This is a genomic window from Streptosporangium sp. NPDC001559 (genome assembly GCF_042893955.1).
GTDB lineage: Bacteria > Actinomycetota > Actinomycetes > Streptosporangiales > Streptosporangiaceae > Streptosporangium.
Genome location: NZ_JBIAVG010000021.1, coordinates 40,714 through 61,131, shown reverse-complemented (window position 1 = coordinate 61,131; position 20,418 = coordinate 40,714). Strand labels below are relative to the sequence as shown.

The following is a 20,418-nucleotide window of genomic DNA, read 5'->3' as shown; positions in this document are numbered from 1 at the left end:
GTGAGCCGTGAACCACCTCCTCGACCAGGCACGTCCACGTGCCCTTGGCTTCCTGCCCGGGGTGTTGTCCCCCACGCCCGCGATCCTGCGCCGGTGGGCACTGGCGACCGTCGTCGTCAACGTGGGCATCGTGGTGACCGGTGCCGTCGTACGGGTCACCGGCTCCGGCCTCGGCTGCCCCACCTGGCCCCGGTGCACCGCCGACAGCTTCATCCCGGTCGCCCACGCCGACATCTCCCCGATCAACATGGCCGTGGAGTTCGGCAACCGGCTGCTGAGCTTCGTGGTCCTGATCGTGGGGCTGGCCTGCCTGGTCTCGGCCGCGCGGCTGCGCCCCCGGCGCCGTGACCTGACGACGCTGGCCTGGATCCAGCCGGCCGGGGTGGCCGCGCAGGCGCTGTGGGGCGGCCTGGTCGTGCGCACCATGCTCAACCCGGTGACCGTGAGCGTGCACTTCCTGCTCTCCATCGGCATGCTCGCCGCCGCCGTCGTCTTCCTCGCCCGCTCCCAGGAGGGCGACGCGGCGCCCGAACCGCTGGTGCATCCGGCCATCCGCACCCTCGGCCTCGCACTCGTGCCCGCGGTGGCCGTCCTGCTCGTCGCGGGTGTCGTGGTGACCGGCACCGGGCCGCACTCGGGGGACGAGGCCGCCTCCCGCTTCGCCTTCGACATCGAGACGGTGGCCAGGATCCACGCCGACGTGGTCTACGTCGTGGTCGGGCTCACCTTCGCCCTGCTGTTCGCGCTGTACGTCACCGGGGCGCCCGCCGCCGCCCGGCGCGCGGCGCTGACGCTGCTGGGCGTGGAGCTGGCCCAGGGCGTCATCGGGTACGTCCAGTACTTCCTGGCCCTGCCCGCCTTCCTGGTCGGCCTGCACGTCTTCGGCTCGACGCTGGTGTGGATCTACGCGCTGCGGGTGGGGTTCACGCTGCGCTCCCGGGGGCCGCTCGGGACCGAGCGTCTCGCGTCCTCCTGATCTACCTGAAGATCACAAATAGCCTGGAAATATCGGCAAAAATGGCCGTATGACCGGCTTATTGGCGCTGTCACGCCCCACCATGCGACGCCTCTACCAGGGGTTCGTCCTGCTGAGCGTGCTGACGCTCGCCCCGCCGGCCTGGGCCCGGCTGTCCAGCTCCGGGCACACGGCGGTCGCCGACTCCTCCCCCGCCTGGACCACTGACGTCCCCCCGGCCCCCACGGCGCTGGTCCTCGGCGCCGCCGCCCCCGGGGGCCGCCCCTCCCCGATACTGGCCAGGCGGCTGGACGTCTCCGCCGAGCTGTACAGGTCGGGCAGGGTGCGGACCCTGCTGCTGTCCGGCGACAACAGCAGGAAGGACTACGACGAGCCGACCGCCATGCGCGACTACCTGGTCGCCCGCGGCGTCCCCCCGCGCGCCCTCGTGCTCGACTACGCGGGCTTCGACACCTGGGACTCGTGTGTACGGGCCCGCCAGGTGTTCGGGGCGACCAAGGTCACCGTGGTGACGCAGCTCTTCCACCTGCCCAGGGCCGTGACGCTGTGCCGCGCCGCGGGCCTGGAGACGTTCGGCGTCGGCGACGACTCGGCCACCCGATGGGCCGCGACCACCTACGCCGGCGCCGTCCGCGAGTTCGGCGCCGCCGCGAAGGGCTTCCTGGACGCGGTCGTGCTGCGCTCCTCCCCCGTCTTCCCCGGGCCGCGCGAGACCACCCTGGACACCGCGCTCCACGCGGCGGCTCAGTCGGGACGCGGGTAAGGGGCCTGCTGGGGGCGCGGCGAGTACGGCGCGGGCCCCCAGGGTTGCGCCTGCGCGCCGTACGGCCCGGCCCCGCCGGGGGCGCTCGGCGGCGGGAACGCCGAGCGGGCGTCGGCCATGCACTGCAGCAGGGCCTGCTGCTCCTCGTTGAACGTGCGCTCGTCGATCACGTGCCGTCTGGCCCGCTCGTGCAGCAGGCCCAGCTCGGTGGCGGCGAGCTGGTAGTCGCGCATCGCCCGCAGTCCCGCGCCACCACCGTTCTCCTTCGCCCACTGCCTGGCGTTGCGGCGCCCGGGCAGTGAGGAGAGCATGACCACGTCGTACGGCCCGACCAGGCCCGTCGCCCCGTAGGCGGGCAGGTAGGTGGTGATCAGCCCGACGATCCGCTTGCGGTCCCTGAAGACGATCCAGATCAGCACCACCAGCACGACCAGCAGCAGCAGGTAGGCGGCGGCCAGGCCGCCCACGCCCACGTAGGAGGCCAGGCCGTTCCAGATGCCGTGCAGCAGCATGGCGCCGGCCCAGCCCGCCGCGACCACCCAGATGCGCCCCGGCCCCCGGCGCTGGGCGGCGTAGGCGACCGCGACGCCGATCATCGAGGTGAACAGCGGGTGGGCGAACGGCGACAGGATGCCCCGCAGCACGACCGTCACGGCCAGTCCCCTGGCCCCCATCTCGTGCAGGGCGGCCACGTAGTAGCTGACGTTCTCGCTCATCGCGAAGCCGAGGCCGACCATGCTGGCGTAGATGACGCCGTCGGTCGGCCCGTCGAGCTCGGCCCGCCTGAACCTGAGCAGGCCCAGCAGGACCAGGCCCTTCATCGTCTCCTCGACCACCGGGGCGCCGAAGGTGGCGGCGATGTTGCGCGCGCTGTCGTAGCCGAGCTGGACGGTGCTCTCGATGTAGATCAGGCCGAGGGAGTTGACCACGCCGGCCACCAGGACCGCGACCCCGGCGCCCCAGGCGAAGGCGAAGATCAGGTTGCTGCGGGGCTCGGGCTCCATCCGGTCCAGTGCCAGCACCGCCGCCAGCAGCACGGGGACCGGCGCGAGCGCCAGCGCCAGGGCGATGAAGAAGTAGACCGGATCTCCGTTGATCAGGTCGAAGGAGAAGGAGGCCAGCGCGCACAGGCCGGCCACGACGAGCCCCGCGATCAGCGCGACGGACGGGCGGTCCCTCAAGACCCAGCGGGGATCACGGCTCGCCATGCGGCAACCGTAACCGATCAGCCACGACGTGTCCCCTCTCGCCTCATGGTGGTCCGTAACCGGCCACGAAGAGGTATTGCCGGACAGGGCGGCACGAAACGGTGGTGGGACCCCTCGGAACGGGCGGACTCAGACGAGCAGGGAGTCGACGGCGACGGCGAGGAAGAGCAGCGCCAGGTAGGCGTTCGACCAGTGGAAGAAGCGCATCGGCCGCAGATCCACACCGGTCTTGCCCGCGTTGACCCGGCCGAGGAGACGGTAGACCTCCCACAGGCAGGCCGCGCCGAGGACGGTGGCCACGACGGGGTACAGGAGCGTCGTCCCCGCGATCGGCCACAGCAGCAGCGAGCACAGCACGGTGGCCCAGGTGTAGGCCAGGCTCTCCAGCACCACCCGGCGCTCGGTGGCGACCACGGGGAGCATGGGGACCTTCGCCGCGGCGTAGTCCTCCTTGTAGCGCATGGCCAGGGTCCAGGTGTGCGGCGGCGTCCAGAAGAACACCACGCCGAAGAGCACGACCGGGGCCCAGGAGAGGCTCCCGGTGACGCCCGCCCAGCCGATCAGCACCGGCATGCAGCCCGCGATGCCGCCCCACACCACGTTCTGCGGGGTCCTGCGCTTGAGGATCATCGAGTAGACGAGCACGTAGAAGAGGTTGGCCGCCAGCGAGAGCAGCGCGGCGAGCCAATTCACCGTCAAACCCAGGCCAAGAGTCGACAGCACGCCGAGGACGACACCGAAGATCAACGCGTTCGTCGGCGGAACCTGGTCACGGGCCAGCGGGCGGCGCCGGGTGCGGCGCATCGCCGCGTCGATGTCGCGGTCGATGTAGCAGTTCAGCGCGTTGGCACTGCCCGCGGACAGGGTGCCGAAGACCAGCGTGCAGACGGCGATCCACAGCGGGGGCAGGCCCTTGGCCGCCAGGAACATCACCGGCAGCGTCGTGATCAGCAGCAGCTCGATGATCCGCGGCTTGGTGAGGGCGACATAGGCCTTCACGACGTCGCCGAACGAGCGCGGCGCGTCGGACGCGGCCGCCTCCGTCGCGGGCGGGGTCGTCGATTGCTTGTCGGTCAGCACCATTTACGGCGCTTCCAGCACGTGCGGGGTCAACGCGTAACCTCTGATTTAGAGCGAATCCGTGGATGCGGGCACCAGCCAGCCTGAGCAATCAACTGTAGTTGTTGGGGTGGCCGGTTCCGGCATGGGGTGGGGAAGCGGCACGATGTGATGCCTTGGTGGGCTGTGTCCACATCTGTTGAAGCTCCTGCGGACTCGCCCCGGCTCAGCCTACGCAACGGTAGTGATGCCGAACCGTTAGGGTCCGGTGTGGGCGGGAAAAGCCAAACCGGCGCCACCATCACACGAATAGATCCGGAGATCGAGCAGTTGAGCAGCGAACTCGTGCCAGCCCTTGAATGGAGCGACCTTGACCGCCGGGCGGTCGACGCCGTACGGGCCCTGGCGATGGACGCGGTAGAGAAGGCGGGGTCCGGTCACCCGGGCACCGCGATGAGCCTGGCGCCCGCCGCCTACCTGCTTTTCCAGCGGTTGATGCGCCATGACCCCTCCGATCCCACGTGGGTGGGCCGGGACCGTTTCGTGCTCTCCGCCGGGCACTCGAGCCTGACCCTCTACATCCAGCTCTTCCTGTCCGGCTACGGGCTGTCCCTCGACGACCTGAAGAGCCTCCGCCAGTGGGGCAGCCTCACCCCGGGGCACCCGGAGCACGGCCACACCGTCGGCGTCGAGACGACCACGGGCCCGCTGGGCCAGGGCATCGGCAACGCCGTCGGCATGGCCATGGCCGCCCGCCGTGAGCGCGGCCTGTTCGACCCGGCCGCCGCCGAGGGCACCAGCCCCTTCGACCACACGATCTGGTGCATCGCCTCCGAGGGCGACATCGAGGAGGGCATCAGCCACGAGGTCAGCGCCCTGGCCGGTCACCAGAAGCTCGGCAACCTGGTCGTCGTCTTCGACAGCAACCACATCTCCATCGAGGACGACACCCAGATCGCGCTGAGCGAGGACATCGTCAAGCGCTACGAGGCCTACGGCTGGCACGTCCAGACCGTCGACTGGACGGCGGGCGACACCTACTCGGAGAACGTCGCGGAGCTGTACCAGGCCCTCGAGGCCGCCCGCGCCGAGACCGGAAAGCCCTCCTTCATCAGGTTGCGCACCATCATCGGCTGGCCCGCGCCCAACAAGCAGAACACCGGCAAGGTCCACGGCTCGGCCCTGGGCGCCGACGAGGTCGCCGCCACCAAGGAGATCCTGGGTCTCGACCCGGCCAAGAGCTTCGACGTCCCCGGCGAGGTGCTGGAGCACGCCCGCGAGGTGGTCGCGCGGGGCCGCGCCGCCCACGCCGAGTGGGACAAGGGCTACACCACCTGGCGGGAGGACAACCCCGAGCGGGCCGCGGAGTTCGACCGCATCTCCGCCAGGCTGCTGCCCGCCGGCTGGACCGAGGCGCTGCCGACCTTCGAGCCCGGCGCCTCCGTGGCGACCCGCAAGGCCTCCGGCGAGGTGCTGGGCAGCCTGGCACGGGTGCTGCCCGAGCTGTGGGGCGGCTCGGCCGACCTCGCCGAGTCGAACAACACCACGATGAAGGGCGAGCCGTCCTTCATCCCCGACGAGTACCAGACCAAGGAGTTCCCCGGGAACCGCTACGGCAGGACGCTGCACTTCGGCATCCGCGAGCACGGCATGGGGGCCATCCTCAACGGCATCGCGCTGCACGGCGGCACCCGGCCCTACGGTGGCACGTTCCTGGTCTTCAGCGACTACATGCGCCCCGCCGTACGGCTGGCGGCGTTGATGCGGCTGCCGGTCACCTACGTGTGGACGCACGACTCCATCGGCCTCGGCGAGGACGGCCCGACCCACCAGCCGATCGAGCACCTGTGGTCGCTGCGCGCCATTCCCGGCCTCGACGTGGTGCGTCCCGCCGACGCCAACGAGACCGTCGCCGCCTGGCGGACCGTGATCGAGCACACCGACCGCCCGGCCGCGCTGGCGCTGACCCGGCAGAACCTGCCGGTCTACGAGGGCACCGCCGACGCGGAGAAGGTCGCCAAGGGCGCCTACGTGCTCCAGGACGCCTCCGACGGGCAGCCCGACGTCATCCTGATCGGCACCGGCTCGGAGGTCGAGCTGGCCGTCGGGGCCCGTGAGCTCCTTGAGGCCCAGGGCATCTCCGCCCGGGTCGTCTCGATGCCGTGCGTCGAGTGGTTCAACGCCCAGGACGCCGCCTACCGGCAGACGGTGCTGCCTCCGGCGGTCCGCGCGAGGGTCGCCGTAGAGGCGGGAATCGGGCTGGGCTGGCGGGAGTTCGTGGGAGATGAGGGGGAAGTGGTCAGCCTGGAGCACTTCGGAGCCTCGGCTCCCTACAGGACCCTTTACGAGCAGTTCGGTCTCACCGCCGAGCGCGTGGCCGCCGCAGCCAAGGCAAGCCTCGCCAGGACCGGGGCCGACAAGGGCGAGACGACGGGAAATTGATCATGAGTGAGATTCTCAAGAGCCTATCCGACCAGGGCGTCTCCATCTGGCTTGACGACATCAGCCGGGAGCGCCTGCGCACCGGCAACCTGGAGGCGCTGATCCGCGACAAGCACGTGGTCGGCGTCACCTCCAACCCGACGATCTTCGCCTCGGCGCTGAGCAAGGGCGACGCCTACGACACCCAGCTCCACGACCTCGCCGTGCGGAGGGTGGAGGTCGAGGAGGCGGTGCGCGCCATCACCACCTACGACATCCGCTGGGCCGCCGACGTGCTCAGGCCCGTCTACGACGCCACCGGCGGGGTCGACGGCAGGGTCTCCATTGAGGTCGACCCCCGCCTGGCCAGGAAGACGGACGAGACCGTCGCCGAGGCGCGGGCGCTGTGGTGGATGGTGGACCGTCCCAACCTGTTCATCAAGATCCCCGCGACGGCCGAGGGCCTGCCCGCGATCACGCAGGCGATCTCGGAGGGCATCAGCGTCAACGTCACGCTGATCTTCTCCCTCGAGCGCTACCGCGCGGTCCTGGACGCCTGGCTGACCGGCCTCGAACGGGCCAAGGCCAACGGCCTGAACCTGGCGGGCATCGAGTCGGTCGCCTCCTTCTTCGTCAGCCGGGTCGACACCGAGATCGACAAGCGCCTGGACAAGATCGGCACCCCCGAGGCCGGCGCCCTCAAGGGCAAGGCCGCGGTCGCCAACGCCCGCCTGGCCCACGCCGCCTACGAGGACGTGGTCAACTCTCCGCGCTGGCAGGCGCTGAGCGCCGCGGGGGCCCGCCCGCAGCGTCCGCTGTGGGCCTCGACCGGCACCAAGGACCCCAGCTACCCCGACACCCTCTACGTCGACGAGCTGGTCACCCGGAACACGGTCAACACGATGCCGGAGAAGACCCTCGACGCCGTCGCCGACCACGGCCGCGTCACCGGTGACACCGTCCGCCCCCACTACGAGGACGCCTGGAACACCATGGCCGCCCTCAAGGAGGCCGGCATCGACTACGACGACGTCGTGCGGGTCCTGGAGGAGGAGGGCGTCGAGAAGTTCGAGGCCTCCTGGAACGAACTGCTGGCCACCGTCGCCGCCGAGCTCCGGAAGGCGTGAAACACATGTCGGTTTCCGTGACGTTCGCCGAGGAGAAGCTCGCCGAGCAGGCCGCCGAGGCGGCCGCCCGGCTCGCCTCAGAGGGCGTTCCCGAGGCCCTCTCCGACGGAGACCCCGCCCTGTGGGGCCCGGACGCCGCGGCCGAGGCCGCGATCCGTCTCGGCTGGCTCGACCTCCCGCTGAGCAGCAGGCAGCTGCTGCCGCAGATCGGCGAGCTGGTCGAGCGGGCCCGCGAGCGGGGCCTCGACCACGTGGTCCTGGCCGGCATGGGCGGCTCCTCCCTGGCCCCCGAGGTCATCACCACGACCGCCGACGTGCCGCTGACCGTGCTCGACACGACCGACCCCGGCCAGGTGCTGCGCGCGCTGCGCGACAGGCTCGACCGCACGATCCTGGTCGTCGCCAGCAAGAGCGGCGGCACCGTCGAGACCGACAGCCACCGGCGCATCTACGAGAAGGCCTTCCGTGAGGCGGGCATCGACCCGGCCGAGCGGATCGTCGTGGTCACCGACCCCGGCTCGCCGCTTGAGCGGACCGCCGTCGAGGCCGGTTACCCGGTCGTCCTGGCGGACCCGAACGTCGGCGGCCGCTACAGTGCCCTGACGGCCTTCGGCCTGGTGCCCAGCGCGCTGGCGGGCGCCGACGTCGAGCGGTTGCTCGACGAGGCCGCCGAGGTACGGCCGCTGCTCTCGCGGTCCGAGGGCAATCCCGGCCTGGAGCTGGGCGCCGCCCTCGGCGCCGCCGCGCTCGCCGGGCGCGACAAGCTCGTGCTTGAGGACGGCCTGTCCGAGATCAACGGTCTGCCCGACTGGATCGAGCAGCTGATCGCCGAGTCGACCGGCAAGTCCGGCAGGGGCATCCTGCCCGTCGTCGGCGCCGACCCCGGTGAGGCTCCGGACGAGCTGGTCGCCGGGATCGACTCCGACGGGGTGGTCACGGTCGGCGGCCCGCTGGGAGCCCAGTTCCTGGTGTGGGAGTACGCCACGGCCGTCGCGGGCCGCCTGCTGGGCATCGACCCCTTCAACCAGCCGAACGTGGCCGAGTCGAAGGAGAACACCGGCAGGCTGCTCGACCGGGAGGAACTGCCCACCGGCACGCCGATCCTGGTCGACGGCCCGGTCGAGGTGTACGGCGAGCTGCCCGGCGGCGAGGTCCCCAAGGACCTGCCCGAGGTGCTCACCCGCCTGCTGGAGGCCGTTCCCGAGGACGGCTATCTCGCGATCATGGCCTACCTCGACAGGGAGGCGGCCTTCGACGCCCCGCACGCCGAGGACGCCTCCTTCGAGGAGATGACCGACGCCTGGAGCGCCGCCGACCCGGCGACGCTGCGCGGTCGCCTCGCGGTGCGCACCGAGCGGCCGGTCACCTTCGGGTGGGGCCCCCGTTTCCTGCACTCGACCGGCCAGTACCACAAGGGCGGCCCGCAGAACGGTGTGTTCCTGCAGATCACCGGGGCCGTCGAGGAGGACGTCGAGGTGCCCGGCAAGCCGTACACGCTGGGCAGGCTGCAACTGGCGCAGGCTCTGGGAGACCAGGACGCGCTGGCCGGGCGGGGACGACCCGCCGTACGACTTCACCTGACCGACCGCACCGCCGGTGTCGCACGCCTCCTTGAGGCTGCGCGGGAGGCCTGAATGAGTGACAAGCAGTCCGGAGCCCGCCCGGCAGAGGCGGAGCCGGAGGACGTGCGCGGCGAGGACGCGCACGTCGACCCCGTGGGGGGCGAGCGGTCCGCGGCGGAGACATCCGCGGCGGCGACCGTCAGCACCACCGAGGCCCTGATCGAGTCCAATCCGCTGCGCGACCCCCGCGACAAGCGGCTGCCCCGGGTCGCGGGCCCGTGCGTGCTGGTCCTGTTCGGCGTGACGGGCGACCTGGCGCGTAAGAAGCTGCTGCCGGCGATCTACGACCTGGCGAACCGGGGGCTGTTGCCCCCCGGTTTCTCCCTGGTCGGTTTCGCCCGCCGCGACTGGCAGGACCAGGACTTCGCGCAGCTCACCCACGACGCCGTCAAGGAGCACGCGCGCACGCCCTTCCGCGAGGAGGTCTGGAAGCAGCTCTCCGAGGGCATCTTCTTCTGCCCCGGGGAGTTCACCGACGACGGGGCGTTCGACGCGCTGGCCATGATGCTCAAGGAGATCGACCAGACCAGGGGGACGGGCGGCAACTACGGGTTCTACCTGTCGGTTCCGCCGAAGTTCTTCCCGGTGGTGGTCCAGCAGCTCAAGCGCACGGGGCTGGCCAACGCCCCGGAGGGCTCCTGGCGCCGCGTGGTGATCGAGAAGCCCTTCGGGCACGACCTGCGGAGCGCCCAGGAGCTCAACGCGATCACCAGCGCCGTCTTCCCGGAGAGCTCGGTGTTCCGCATCGACCACTACCTGGGCAAGGAGACCGTCCAGAACATCCTGGCGCTGCGCTTCGCCAACAACCTGTTCGAGCCGATCTGGAACCGGGGTTACGTCGACCACGTCCAGATCACGATGGCCGAGGACATCGGCATCGGCGGCAGGGCCGGATACTACGACGGCATCGGCGCGGCCCGTGACGTCATCCAGAACCACCTGCTGCAGTTGCTCGCGCTGGTGGCGATGGAGGACCCGACGTCGTTCGGGGCCGACTCGCTGCGCAGGGAGAAGGAGAAGGTCCTCAAGGCGGTGCAGCTGCCGCCGGACCTGGAGCTGTCCACCGCCAGGGGCCGTTACGGGCCCGGCTGGCAGGGCGGGGAGCCGGTGGCGGGCTACACCCAGGAGGACGGCATCCCGCCGGACTCCATCACCGAGACCTACGCCGCGGTCAAGCTGGAGATCGCCAACCGCCGCTGGGCCGGGGTGCCGTTCTACCTGCGCACCGGCAAGCGCCTCAGCCGCAGGGTGACCGAGGTCGCGGTGATCTTCCAGCGTGCGCCGCACCTGCCGTTCAGCAAGGACGACACCGAGATCCTGGGGCAGAACGCCCTGGTCATCCGGGTCCAGCCGGACGAGGGCATCACGGTCCGCTTCGGTTCGAAGGTGCCGGGGACCGCCATGGAGGTCAGGGACGTCTCGATGGACTTCGCCTACGGCGAGTCGTTCATGGAGTCCTCCCCCGAGGCCTACGAGCGGCTTCTGCTGGACGTGCTGATCGGCGATCCGCCGCTCTTCCCGCACCAGCGCGAGGTCGAGCTTTCGTGGTCCATCCTCGACCCTGTCGAGGACTTCTGGGCCACCCAGGGCCCGCCGGAGGAATACCCCTCCGGAACCTGGGGCCCCGCCTCGGCCGACGAGATGATGGCCCGCGACGGACGCGAGTGGAGGAGGTTGTAGATGACGAGCTTCATGCTCACCGGCACGACGGCGTCGAAGATCTCCTCCCAGCTCACCCAGCTGCGGCACCAGATGGGCACCCCCGCGGTCGGCATGGTGCTGACGCTGGTGGTGGTCTGCGACGAGGGCAACCAGTACGACGCGGTCAGGGCGGCGACCGAGGCGGCCAGGGAGCACCCCTCCCGGATACTGGTCGTCATCCCCCGTGACCCGAAGGAGCACAACCGTCTCGACGCTGAGATCCGCTTCGGCGAGTCGACGCCGGGCGAGGTGATCCTGCTGCGCCTGTACGGCGAGCTCACCGAGCACGCCGACTCGGTGGTCGGCCCGCTGCTGCTGACCGACACCCCGGTGGTCGTCTGGTGGCCGGGCTCCTGCCCCTCCGTCCCGGCGAAGGACCCGATCGGCCTGCTCGCGCAGCGCCGCATCGTCGACGCCAGGTCGGCCGCCGACTCGGTCGAGGCGATCACGAGCCGGTCGAAGGGGTACGTGCCCGGCGACACCGACCTGGCCTGGACCCGGCTGACGACGTGGCGGAGCCTGCTGGCCGCCGTGTTCGACCAGCCGGTCGGCAAGGTCAAGAAGGGGGTCGTCGAGGCCGCGCCGGGGCACGCGAGCGCGCTGCTGCTGGCGGCCTGGCTGAGCGAGCGCCTCGGCGTGCCGGTCAAGGTCGTCGACTCGGAGGGGCCCGGCCTGACCGCGGTCAGGCTGACCACCGCCGACGGCGACGTCGTCATCACCCGTGGCGACGGGCGGCTGGCCACGCTGTCTCGTCCCGGCAGGCCCGACCGCCAGGTCGCGCTGACCAGGAGGCCGACCGCGGAGCTGCTCGCCGAGGAGATGCGCCGGCTCGACCCGGACGAGATCTACGAGGCCGCGATCCGGCGGATCGCCCGCGGCCGCAAGTCCTGAAACCCGGGTGAGGCGTCCCGCGGTCCGCCGCGGGACGCCCTCACGGCGGGGCTCCCGTACCGAAGGCCCGGCCGTGGCACCCGCCGAGAGTTCTTGAGAGAGAAGTCCCGTGAGCGTTCCAACTGTGATCATTCATCGCGACGCCGACATGCTCGCCAAGGCGGTCGCCGCCCGGGTGATCACCGGCCTCGTCGACGTCCAGTCGAGCCGGGGCTCGGCCTCCCTGGTGCTGACCGGTGGCACCGTCGGCATCGCGACCCTGGCCGAGATCGCGGCCAGCCCCGCCCGTGACGCGATCGACTGGCGGCACCTGGACATCTGGTGGGGCGACGAGCGTTTCCTGCCGTCCGGCGATCCCGAGCGCAACGAGACCGGCGCGCGTGCCGCCCTGCTCGACCAGGTCGACCTCGACCCCGCCCGCGTCCACGTGATGCGCGGCCCCGACTCCGGGATGACGGCCGAGGAGTCCGCCGACGCCTACGCCGAGAAGCTGCACCGCGCCGCGCTCCCCGAGGATCACGGGCCCGCGCCGTCGTTCGACATCCTCCTGCTGGGCATGGGCCCGGACGGCCATGTCGCCTCGCTGTTCCCCGGCATGCCCGCGCTCTACGAGACCCGTCCCGTGGTCGCGGTGCACGGTTCGCCGAAGCCGCCGCCCACCCGGATCTCACTGACGCTGCCGGTCATCCAGGCGGCGCGTGAGGTGTGGGTGGTCGCCGCCGGCGCGGAGAAGGCCTCCGCCGTACGGCTGGCGCTGTCCGACACGGGGCCGGTGCAGATCCCCGCGGCGGGCGCCCGTGGCAGGCAGCGGACGCTGTTCCTGCTGGACAGGGCCGCGGCCACCAAGATCCCCGCCTCCCTCGGCCGGATCTCCTCCCCCTGAGCCCGTCCCCCGCCGTATGACGGCGGGTCGGCGGAGACGTCGCGCCCCCGGCTGGAGACTCACTCCGGGGACGTCCCGGCCAGTGTGCCGACGGCGAGCCTGGCCTCGACCACGCCGGGGTCGTCGGTCGGGGCGACCGCCGCTCCCAGTGAGGTCAGCAGAGCGCGCATTCGCGTGTTGTCCGTGAGCATCGCGGCCCTGACCTCGGCGAGTCCCAGGTCGCGGGCGACGGTGAGGATCATCCTGGCCAGCGCGGCGCCCAGTCCCATGCCCTGCCAGCGGTCCTCGACCAGCAGGGCCATCCTTGCGGTCCCCGGTCCGGGGGTGAGCGCGAGGGTGGCCACGGCGATGACCTGCCCGTCGTGCCCGGCCACCAGCGACCGGCCCCGGGAGCGGTCGCAGAGCCGGTCGAAGGCCTGGGGCGGCAGCGCGGGCGCCGGGGTGAGGTAGCGGAACCGGCGGGACTCCGGCGAGCAGCGGTCGTGCAGGTCGCGGACCGCCTCGCGGTAGAGCTCGGTGAGCGGGCGGACCCGCGCCTGGGTGCCGTCGGACAGCGTGACGACCCGTTCGGCGCCGGGCCGCTGCCGCAGGGCGGGCTGGGCCAGCCGTACGAAGGAGGCGGCCCTGGCGGCCTCCGTCAGGGTGAAGGGCAGCCCGGCCCTGCGCAGCCGGACGGAGCGGCGCGGAGTCACCGGGACGGTCAACAGCGTCGGGTCCGGAAGGTCGTCCCGCTCCGCGCCGCCGACCCAGCGGGCGTCCTCGGCGCGCAGCAGCTCGGCCAGCAGTTCGGGGAGGCGCCAGGGCTCCGCGCGCAGCCCGGCGGCGAGCAGCAGGACGCGGGTCGGCTCGTCGGTCAGCTCGTGGGCGGTCGCGGTGACGACCTGGACCTGGCGGCCGCCCGCCTCCTCAAGCACCCGGCGCACCACCTCGGGTCCCGAGGGGATGTCGGCGAGGAACTCGTCCACCGTGCCCCCGGTGTCGGACTGGACGCTCAGGCCCAGGATGTTGCCACCCTTGTCCGCCAGTGCGGCGGCCAGCGAGGACAGCCGCCCGGGACGCTCGTCAACCGTGGTACGAATCCTCAGAAACCCCATCGGATCACTCCCTCTGTCAGGCACAGCCTGCCGCGTCTCCGTTACGGGAGCGCTACACGGGAGTGAGACCCCAGTTACGTCATGAAATATCACCCATGATGCGTTTATACAACGGTTTCCGTTGGAAGGTTCGTACTAATTGACGGATATAGCAGTATGTATGGCCATGAGCACGCGTGTTCCACTCTCCGATGACTTCGTCAACGGAGACGTCTCCTTCTGGTACCGCTCCCTCGGCCTTCCCGAGGCGGGTGCCCCCCTCGGTGGCGACCGCGACGCCGACGTGGCGATCGTCGGCGCGGGCTACACCGGTCTGTGGACGGCTTACTACCTGAAGAAGGCGCGACCGGAACTGCGGGTCGTCGTACTGGAGAAGGAGTTCGCCGGATACGGCGCCTCGGGACGCAACGGCGGCTGGCTCGTCGGCGAGCTGGCCGGAACCCCGGAACGCTACGCCAGGACACACGGCGTCGAGGCGGCCAGACGGCTGCAGCGCGTGATGTTCGAGGCTGTCGACGAGGTCGTGACCGTCGCCGGGGAGGAGGGCGTCGACGCCGACATCGTCAAGGGCGGCGTGACCACGGTGGCGACCAACGCCGCCCAGGACCGGCGGCTGCGCGAGCTGCTCGCGCACGAACGGCACTGGGGCTGGACCGAGGAGGACGTCAGGCTGCTCGACCCGGCCGAACGGGAGGCCCGCCTGCGGGTCGAAGGAGCGGTCAGCGCGATCTGGAGCCCGCACTGCGCCCGCATCCAGCCGGCCAAGCTCGCCCGTGGCCTGGCGCGGGCCGTACGGGATCTCGGGGTGGAGATCTTCGAACGCACCCCCGTCACCGAGATCGCGCCGGGACGGGCCCGCACGCCGTACGGCACCGTCCGCGCCGGCTACGTCATCAGGGCGACCGAGGGGTTCACCGCGGAACTCCGGCAGTACCACCGGGCCTGGCTGCCGATGAACAGCTCGATGATCGTCACCGAACCGCTCGGCGAGCTGTGGGACGAGATCGGCTGGGAGGGCTGCGAGCTGCTCGGCGACATGGCGCACTACTACATGTACGCCCAGCGCACCGCGGACGGCAGGATCGCCTTCGGCGGGCGCGGCAAGCCCTACCTGTACGGCTCGCGCGTCGACGACAGGGGGCACACGCACAGCTGGACGATCGAGGCGCTGTGGGAGCTGCTGACCGGCATGTTCCCCGCCGTGCGCGCCTCCAGGGTGGCCCACGCCTGGTCCGGCGTGCTCGGCGTGCCCCGCGACTGGTGCGCGAGCGTGCACGTCGACCACGCCACCGGCGTCGGCTGGGCGGGCGGCTACACCGGGCACGGGGTGACCACGACCAACCTGGCGGGCCGTACACTGCGGGACCTGATCCTGCGCCGGGACACCGAGCTGACCTCGCTGCCCTGGGTCGGCCGCAGGGTACGGGGCTGGGAGGTCGAGCCGCTGCGCTGGATCGGGGTACACGCCATGTACGACCTGTACCGCAGGGCGGACGCCAGGGAGCGGGCCGGGCTGGGCCGTACCTCCGTCCTGGCGCGGGTCGCCGACTCCATCACCGGACGCTGAGCCATGACCGTCACCGCACACAGAGGAGAGCCATGACCCACCCGTCCCACGTGTACGCGGAGGAGCGGTGAACGACATCCTGTTCCGCGGCGGCCGGGCGTTCCTGGCCGCGGACGCCTTCGCCGAGGCCGTGCTGGTCCGTGACGGCAGGATCGCCGCCGTCGGCCCCGAGGCCGACCTCGTACGGCGGGCCGCCCCCGGCCACGAGACCGTGGACCTGGGCGGCGGCCTGCTGATCCCCGGCGTCACCGACGCGCACATCCACCCGGTGCAGGCGGGCCTCGAACGGGCCAGATGCGACCTGTCCGAGGTCTACGGCCTGCCGGAGTACCTGGGGCGGATCATCTCCTACGCGGAGGCGAACACCACCCGCGAGTGGATCGACGGCGGCGGCTGGGACATGGCGGCCTTCCCCGGCGGCCTGCCGCACCGCTCGCAGATCGACTTCCTCGACCGGCCCGCCTACCTGCTCCAGCGCGACCACCACGCGGCCTGGGTCAACACCCTCGCCCTGCGGCGTGCGGGCATCACCCGCGAGACGCCCGACCCGCCGGACGGCCGTATCGAGCGCGACCCGGACGGCACGCCGAGCGGCGTGCTGCACGAGGGCGCGATGGACCTGGTCGGGCTGCTCACACCGAGCCCGACGCCGGGCGACATGGCCGACGCGCTCGTCGAGGCCCAGAACCACCTGTTCTCCCTGGGCGTCACGGGCTGGCAGGACGCCATCGTCGGCTCCTACGCGGGCTGGGACGACCAGCTGCCCGTCTACCTGTCGGCCGCCGCCTCGGGACGGCTGAGGGCCAGGGTCGTCGGCGCGCTGTGGTGGGACCGTACCCGTGGCGCCGAGCAGATCCCCGAACTGATCGAACGCCGTGCCTCGGCCGAGGGCCTGGAGCGCTTCCGCGCCACCTCGGTGAAGATCATGCAGGACGGCATCACCGAGAACTTCACCGCCGCGGTGATCGAGCCCTACTGCCGCTGCGGCGGCACCGGCCTCTCCTACGTGGACCCGGCGCTGCTGAAGGGCCACGTCGCCGAGCTGGACCGGCACGGCTTCCAGGTGCACTTCCACGCCATCGGCGAGCGCGCGGTCCGCGAGGCCCTCGACAGCTTCGAGGGGACGGACCCCGCCAACCGGCACCACATCGCGCACCTGCAGATCATCGAGCCCTCGGACGTGCCGCGCTTCGCCGCCCTCGGGGTGGCCGCCAACCTGCAGCCGCTGTGGGCGACCCACCACGCGCAGATGGACGAGCTGACGATCCCCTTCCTCGGCGAGGAGCGGTCCGCCTGGCAGTATCCCTTCGCCGACCTGCTGCGCTCGGGCGCCCGGTTCTGCGCGGGCAGTGACTGGCCCGTCTCGACCGCCGACCCGTTCCAGGGCATGCACGTCGGGGTCAACCGCACCGAACCCGGCGGCTCGGTCCACGTGGACTACCCGACCGCCCGGACACCGTTCCTGCCGGGTCAGCGCCTGGACCTGTCCACCGTGCTGACCGCCTACACCGCGGGCTCGGCCTGGATCAACGGAGACGACGAGGCCGGGGTCATCACCCCCGGCAACCGGGCGGACCTGGTCGTCCTCGACCGCGACCCGTTCGCCGAACCGGCGGCCGACATCTGGCGGACCGGGGTCGCCATGACCTTCGTCGGCGGCGAGGAGGTCTACCACCGCTGAACGGCGGCCCCCGCCGGGGGAAGACCTCGATCGTTCCGCCTGGGCGGCCGGGGTCCCGGCGAAGGCGCCCAGAGGGGAGGTCTCGGACCGCCCACCCGGCCGGACAACGCGATCGACGCTCCCGGCGGTGAGGCCCTCACCGCCGGGAAAGGCGCGGACGCCCCGGGGCCGGACCCGTCCGGGGGCGCCGCGCGTTGCCTCCGCGACGGGATCTCAGTCGCAGATCGGTTCCCCGGTCTTGGCGGCGACCCCGACCGCGCTCCAGGCGGCCCTGACGGCGTTCACCTCGGTGCAGCTTCCCGGGTAGAGGGTCGCGGCGGCCTGTACGGTGGCCGCGCGTGCCTTGGCGTAGTTCCAGGGGGCAGTCTTGAGCTGGATGCCGCGGTAGAAGATCTCCCCCGCCTTACGGATGCCGATGCCCCTCAGCACCGAGGGCCCGGAGCAGACGGGGCTGGAGGGCTTGCCCGCCGGGTTGGTCCCCTCGGCCAGCAGGTAGAACCAGTGGTTCTGCGGGCCGGCGTCGGTGGTGAAGCGGGTGTAGCAGTTCTTGCCGTCCAGCCGGGAGGGGTTGTACATGTTGCGGACCGGCCCGTCGCCCTTCAGGTCGAACTCCTCACCGATCAGGTAGTCCGGCTCGTCGAGTGTGTCCGGGTGGCCGACGTAGTGTTCGAGCAGCGTGGCGAAGACGTCACCCGACGACTCGTTGAGCCCCTGATGCTCCTGGCCGTCGCCGCCGGAGGAGCCGCTCCACCCCGAGCCGGACTCCAGGAAGGTCCGCAGACCGTACTCGTGCCCGACCGTGTCCAGTGAGGTGGCCCACTTCGTGCCCGCCTGGTTCCGGCCCAGGGCGACCCATCCGCTCAGATAGGAGCCGACCACGTCCGGCCTGAGATACACCGGTGGAGTACGGCCCTCCCCGTCGGTGCCGTCGCGCCCGAACCAGTCGCGCAGCATGTCCATGTACCGCTCCGCGGCGAACATGCCGTCGACGCAGGCGGTCTCCTGGTTGACCGGGCTCCTGTCGCCCCAGTCGTTGCCCCTTTTGATGAGGGGCACACCGAACGCCCCGACGTTGCAGCTCAGTCCCGAGTAGGTGGGATCGCTCATGGTGTAGTAGTCGGGGCCTCCCGCGGTCCGCAGGGACACCGGGTCGCCGTTGTAGTAGCTGTGGCCCACGCCCTGCTGGACCGGGCTCTCCGGCTCGGACGCCGTCGCCGGTGTGGCCAGCGCCAGCGTCGTCACGACCACGACGGCGCCCAGCACGATCTTGGAGGTCATCTGACGGCTCCTTCTTCTGGGGGGTTCCTCGTCAGAATCGACACGTGGAGAACGCCCGTCGCCCGGGTCGTTTTCTCCTGGAAAATACAAATTCGCCAGCGGCACGGCAATGTCCGGCGCTTTTCGGGCGACCGGCGGCGCGACGCGCGTCCCACGAGAGGTGTCCCGTAACGACCGCGCCGTCCCTTCCCCGGCCCCGTAGCGGCGAGGACTCGGTGGGCGCGCCCACCTAACGGGCGCCCGATACACCACGGCGACACGCCGTCCCGTCAGGGCGAAGACGCGGCGGATAGATCAGTAGGCACAAATGGTGTACATCATGAGGTCGTGGACAACCGGTTGAAGCGTCACGACCTGACCGAGGACGAGTGGGTACGGCTGGCGCCGCTTTTACCCTCGCATCCCCGCAGGGGTCATCGCTGGGCCGATCACCGGGCGACCATCAACGGGGTGTTCTTCCGCAGCCGGGCCGACTGCTCGTGGCGTGCCGTCCCCGAGGTCTACGGCCGGTGGAAGACCGTCTACAACCGCCATCGGCGCTGGTCGACGGACGGCACCTGGGAGACGATCCTGCAGGCGCTGCTCTCGGGCGAGACCGTGCCCGAGCCGGACAGGGCGACGGGCCCAGGCCGCCTCGCACGTCAGGACATCCGGCCGGGCATGATGTTCGAGGTCGCGCACTGGTGACCGGGGCGGGCCGCGTCTCAGGCCCACCGGTCGAGCGCGGCCGTGAACGCCTCACGGCGGCCGTACCGGGCACTGTGCCCGGAGCACGTACCGGCCCGGCCCGGCACCCCGAGACCCGGCTGTCCGTCCCCCGCTCTCGGGAGTTCGGCGGTGCGTGGTCGCCCTACGAGATCACGTGCGCGCGGGATCAGCCGACGGCCGCCTCCTGGAGGACGACGCGGGCGAGGGCGTCGGCGGCGTCGAGACGGCCGAGGGACTTGGCGGCCTTGGCCATGGTGGCGCGGGCGTGGGGGTCGGCCAGCAACGGGCCGAGTTCGGCGAGCAGGTGCTCCGGGGTGGGACCCGCGTCGAGGAGCGCCCTGGCCGCCCCCGCCTCGGCCAGGTAGCGGGCATTCTGCCGCTGTTCGTCCCCCGCCGACGGGATCAGCGGGATCAGGACGGACGGCTTTCCGATCGCGGTCAGCTCGGCGATCGTACCGGCGCCGCTGCGGGAGACGACGACGTCGGCGGCCGCGAACACGTGGGCCAGTTCCTCCCCCACATAGGCCACCGGCTGGTAGCGCCCCGCCAGTTCGGGAGGCAGGGCCGCGGCGGTCCGGCTGAGCCCGTCGATCCAGCCCGCGCCGCACTGGTGGAGCACCTGCGCCCTGGTGAGCAGCGACGGCAGGACGGCCTCGATCATGGTGTTGATCTGCCTGCTGCCCTGTGCTCCGCCGGTCACGTAGACCAGCGGCAGTTCGGGTGAGAGACGGAAGTGCCAGCGGCCCGACGGGGCGTTGCCGTTCAGCAGGTGGGGGCGGACGGGATTGCCGGTGACCACGGCACGTTCCCGCGCGGAGGCGGGCAGGTGTTCGACCGACGAGGGGTGGGTGAGCGCGACGCGGGTGGCGAAGCGCGCCAGGATGCGGTTGGCCAGGCCGAGCGCGGTGATCTGCTCGTGCATCACCAGCGGCCGGCCGAGCAGCCTGGAGGCCAGTCCCAGCGGCACGCACACGTATCCCCCGGTCGACAGCACCACGTCGGGACGGTAGCGGGCGGCGATGCCGAAGGCCTGCAGGACGCCGACGGGGATGCGGAACATGTCGGCGAGATTGGTGAGCAGTTCACGCGGATTGGGGGAACGCCGGAGCTTGCCCGCCTTGATCGCGCGGAACGGGATGCCGTGCTCGGCCGCGACACGGGCCTCAAGGCCGCTCGCCGTACCCACCCAGAGGACGTCGAGGCCCAGGCCGCGGGCGGCGGCCTGCTCGCGGACGGCCGCGACCGTGGTCAGCGCGGGGTAGGTGTGACCGCCGGTTCCGCCTCCGGTGACGAGCATCCGCAGGGGACGGGGGTTTCCGGCGTTCATGTTCGTGTCCTTCCAGCGTTGCGGTCATCCGGGCTCTGGGCCGCGCCGGAGCGTCCGGCGGCCTCGCGCACGCTACCCGGAGTCACGACGAAGATCCAATTCACCGGGTACG

At 71.5% G+C, this 20,418-nt stretch carries 16 protein-coding genes; 11 read left to right on the top strand and 5 right to left on the bottom strand.

The features are described 5' to 3' along the window. Positions 1-7: 7 nt before the first annotated feature. Positions 8-976 (top strand): heme A synthase, encoded by a 969-nt coding sequence (locus tag ACFYY8_RS35975; protein WP_390048911.1) that lies wholly within the window; start codon positions 8-10, stop codon positions 974-976. Between the two features lie 49 nt (positions 977-1,025). Further along, positions 1,026-1,739 (top strand): vancomycin high temperature exclusion protein, encoded by a 714-nt coding sequence (locus ACFYY8_RS35970; protein WP_390048909.1) that lies wholly within the window; start codon positions 1,026-1,028, stop codon positions 1,737-1,739. On the opposite strand, the gene ACFYY8_RS35965 is transcribed toward ACFYY8_RS35970, so the two are convergent. Both ACFYY8_RS35965 and ACFYY8_RS35960 read right to left on the bottom strand, forming a co-directional pair. Continuing rightward, positions 1,721-2,947, bottom strand: a complete 1,227-nt coding sequence (locus ACFYY8_RS35965; RefSeq protein WP_390048907.1) for a PrsW family intramembrane metalloprotease — start codon at positions 2,945-2,947, stop codon at positions 1,721-1,723. The genes ACFYY8_RS35970 and ACFYY8_RS35965 overlap by 19 nt on opposite strands. Before the next feature lie 129 nt (positions 2,948-3,076). Continuing rightward, on the bottom strand, positions 3,077-4,030 hold the full coding sequence (locus ACFYY8_RS35960; protein WP_352013184.1) for a heme o synthase: 954 nt from the start codon (positions 4,028-4,030) through the stop codon (positions 3,077-3,079). A gap of 321 nt (positions 4,031-4,351) precedes the next feature. Between ACFYY8_RS35960 and tkt the strand changes: the two genes are divergently transcribed. The 6 genes from tkt to pgl all read left to right on the top strand — a co-directional run bounded on the left by tkt (position 4,352) and on the right by pgl (position 12,651). Then, positions 4,352-6,448, top strand: a complete 2,097-nt coding sequence (gene tkt, locus ACFYY8_RS35955; protein ID WP_390048904.1) for a transketolase — start codon at positions 4,352-4,354, stop codon at positions 6,446-6,448. 2 nt (positions 6,449-6,450) lie between these two features. Beyond that, on the top strand, positions 6,451-7,554 hold the full coding sequence (gene tal / locus ACFYY8_RS35950; RefSeq protein WP_390048902.1) for a transaldolase: 1,104 nt from the start codon (positions 6,451-6,453) through the stop codon (positions 7,552-7,554). 5 nt (positions 7,555-7,559) lie between these two features. Beyond that, positions 7,560-9,188 (top strand): glucose-6-phosphate isomerase, encoded by a 1,629-nt coding sequence (locus ACFYY8_RS35945; protein WP_390048900.1) that lies wholly within the window; start codon positions 7,560-7,562, stop codon positions 9,186-9,188. Then, the gene (zwf, locus tag ACFYY8_RS35940; protein ID WP_390048898.1) at positions 9,189-10,856 is read left to right on the top strand and encodes a glucose-6-phosphate dehydrogenase; all 1,668 of its coding nucleotides are present in this window, start codon (positions 9,189-9,191) and stop codon (positions 10,854-10,856) included. Next, positions 10,857-11,768: a glucose-6-phosphate dehydrogenase assembly protein OpcA gene (locus ACFYY8_RS35935; protein ID WP_390048896.1), complete on the top strand. Its 912-nt coding sequence runs from the start codon at positions 10,857-10,859 to the stop codon at positions 11,766-11,768. A 109-nt stretch (positions 11,769-11,877) separates the two neighbouring features. Further along, on the top strand, positions 11,878-12,651 hold the full coding sequence (gene pgl / locus ACFYY8_RS35930) for a 6-phosphogluconolactonase (RefSeq protein ID WP_390048894.1): 774 nt from the start codon (positions 11,878-11,880) through the stop codon (positions 12,649-12,651). A 59-nt stretch (positions 12,652-12,710) separates the two neighbouring features. On the opposite strand, the gene ACFYY8_RS35925 is transcribed toward pgl, so the two are convergent. Beyond that, the gene (locus tag ACFYY8_RS35925; protein ID WP_390048892.1) at positions 12,711-13,745 is read right to left on the bottom strand and encodes a GNAT family N-acetyltransferase; all 1,035 of its coding nucleotides are present in this window, start codon (positions 13,743-13,745) and stop codon (positions 12,711-12,713) included. 166 nt (positions 13,746-13,911) lie between these two features. Between ACFYY8_RS35925 and ACFYY8_RS35920 the strand changes: the two genes are divergently transcribed. Both ACFYY8_RS35920 and ACFYY8_RS35915 read left to right on the top strand, forming a co-directional pair. Then, the gene (locus ACFYY8_RS35920) at positions 13,912-15,312 is read left to right on the top strand and encodes an NAD(P)/FAD-dependent oxidoreductase (protein WP_390048890.1); all 1,401 of its coding nucleotides are present in this window, start codon (positions 13,912-13,914) and stop codon (positions 15,310-15,312) included. 67 nt (positions 15,313-15,379) lie between these two features. Continuing rightward, positions 15,380-16,993, top strand: coding sequence for an amidohydrolase (locus ACFYY8_RS35915; RefSeq protein WP_390048888.1), 1,614 nt, complete (start codon positions 15,380-15,382; stop codon positions 16,991-16,993). A gap of 213 nt (positions 16,994-17,206) precedes the next feature. On the opposite strand, the gene ACFYY8_RS35910 is transcribed toward ACFYY8_RS35915, so the two are convergent. Beyond that, the gene (locus tag ACFYY8_RS35910) at positions 17,207-18,271 is read right to left on the bottom strand and encodes a M4 family metallopeptidase (RefSeq protein ID WP_390048886.1); all 1,065 of its coding nucleotides are present in this window, start codon (positions 18,269-18,271) and stop codon (positions 17,207-17,209) included. Positions 18,272-18,598: 327 nt separating this feature from the next. On the opposite strand from ACFYY8_RS35910, the gene ACFYY8_RS35905 reads away from it, so the two are divergent. After that, positions 18,599-18,958 (top strand): transposase, encoded by a 360-nt coding sequence (locus ACFYY8_RS35905; RefSeq protein ID WP_390048884.1) that lies wholly within the window; start codon positions 18,599-18,601, stop codon positions 18,956-18,958. A 187-nt stretch (positions 18,959-19,145) separates the two neighbouring features. Here ACFYY8_RS35905 and ACFYY8_RS35900 read toward each other — a convergent pair whose 3' ends face one another. Continuing rightward, complete coding sequence (locus tag ACFYY8_RS35900; protein ID WP_390048882.1) at positions 19,146-20,306, bottom strand: glycosyltransferase; 1,161 nt, start codon at positions 20,304-20,306, stop codon at positions 19,146-19,148. Positions 20,307-20,418 lie beyond the last annotated feature (112 nt).